The following is a 1,429-nucleotide window of genomic DNA, read 5'->3' as shown; positions in this document are numbered from 1 at the left end:
ATAATGGATCTCGCCAAGGAATTGGGACCGCAGCACATGATCTTACAAACCAAACTGTGATGACATATGGAAATAATAGCAGTAGAAAGCCAAGCCTATCAGGAACTGATAGACAGGCTCAACCGAATTGAGCAGTATNTNGAGCGCACCTCNCNTCTTATCCAAGANATNGANGANGAGCTGGAGATGACCACCAAAGACCTNATCGNGACTCTGAATGTTTCAGAGTCCACCCTTTACCGTTGGCGCAAGAAGCAGTTGGTGCGGTATCGCTACACCGAGGGTGGTGATGTGCGTTATTTTTTCAAGTCTATCGTGATAGCCACGAAATGTAACCGACTCCGCGTATCAGGTATGAGAAACGATGAGGTTCTAGGTCGGCTCAACCGTTTCAAGGACAATCTCATCATGAGTTCATGTCTTAACCCTAAAAACCGACAATTATGATAGAAAAGGAACAGATTCTTTTGCTTACCCAAGGAGGTTTGGATGTATTTTCCCATTTCCTTGGTTTTGAGGTGAATCTTCACCGAAACTTCCGTAGCCCCTTCTATGACGACAAACGGGCTTCCTGTCATATCTACTATGATAGGAAAACTTCTTCTTATAAATTCTATGATCATGGAGATACCACCTATTCAGGGGATTGTTTCTGGTTTGTGGCAACGTTGCGTAGTTTGAATCTGAAAACGAGTTTTCCCGAGGTCTTGGAAATCATCGTACAAGAACTTGGATTGTATTCTTTATGTGATGCCGAAAAGCATAACAAGCATATCACACCGTCATATAAAAATCCTATAGACTCCAGACCTACGGTCGAAAAGACCAAGCGGACGGAAGAACGTCCATATAGTTTCGAGATACAGCTTTTTGACGATGGACTGCTGAACTATTGGGCGCATTATGGTATCCATGAAGATACACTCCGGCAGTTTCGGGTACGGAGTCTTAAACGGTATGAGAGCGTATCTGCCGAGGGCAAGAAGTTTGAACTTCACAGTTCACCGACAGAACCGATATTTGCCTATATCGGAAACGGCTATGTAAAGATATACCGACCACACAGTCCGAAAATCCGCTTTCTCTATGGTGGAAGAATGCCTGCCACTTATTGCTTCGGTATGGAGCAGATTCCCACCAAAGGTGATATTCTTTTCATCACAGGTGGAGAAAAGGATGTACTCTCATTGTATGCACACGGTTTCAATGCGATTTGCTTCAACAGTGAAACGGCACAGATACCGACAAGTATCATTGAGAGCCTTCAGCTTCGTTTTAGGCATATCATACTCTTGTATGATGCGGATGAAACAGGTGTACGGGAGGCACATAAACAGTCTGAACATCTGGCTGAATACAAGGTCTTGAACCTTTCACTTCCGCTAAGTGGTACGAAGTCTGAAAAAGACATTTCTGATTTCTTTGCCTT

The 1,429-nt window shown here is 43.8% G+C and carries 1 protein-coding gene and 1 pseudogene; both read left to right on the top strand.

Annotation, left to right across the window (positions count from 1 at the left end; translation table 11 throughout):
• Positions 1-66 precede the first annotated feature (66 nt).
• A pseudogene (locus HMPREF9304_RS10765) lies at positions 67-447 on the top strand (DNA-binding protein).
• On the top strand, positions 444-1,429 hold a 986-nt coding region (locus HMPREF9304_RS10760; RefSeq protein ID WP_036928996.1), incomplete at its 3' end, for a toprim domain-containing protein. The pseudogene HMPREF9304_RS10765 and the gene HMPREF9304_RS10760, both read left to right, overlap by 4 nt.

The sequence above is a fragment of the Hoylesella timonensis S9-PR14 genome, from assembly GCF_000762405.1.
Lineage (GTDB): Bacteria > Bacteroidota > Bacteroidia > Bacteroidales > Bacteroidaceae > Prevotella > Prevotella timonensis_A.
This window is presented reverse-complemented; position numbering and strand designations above follow the sequence as displayed.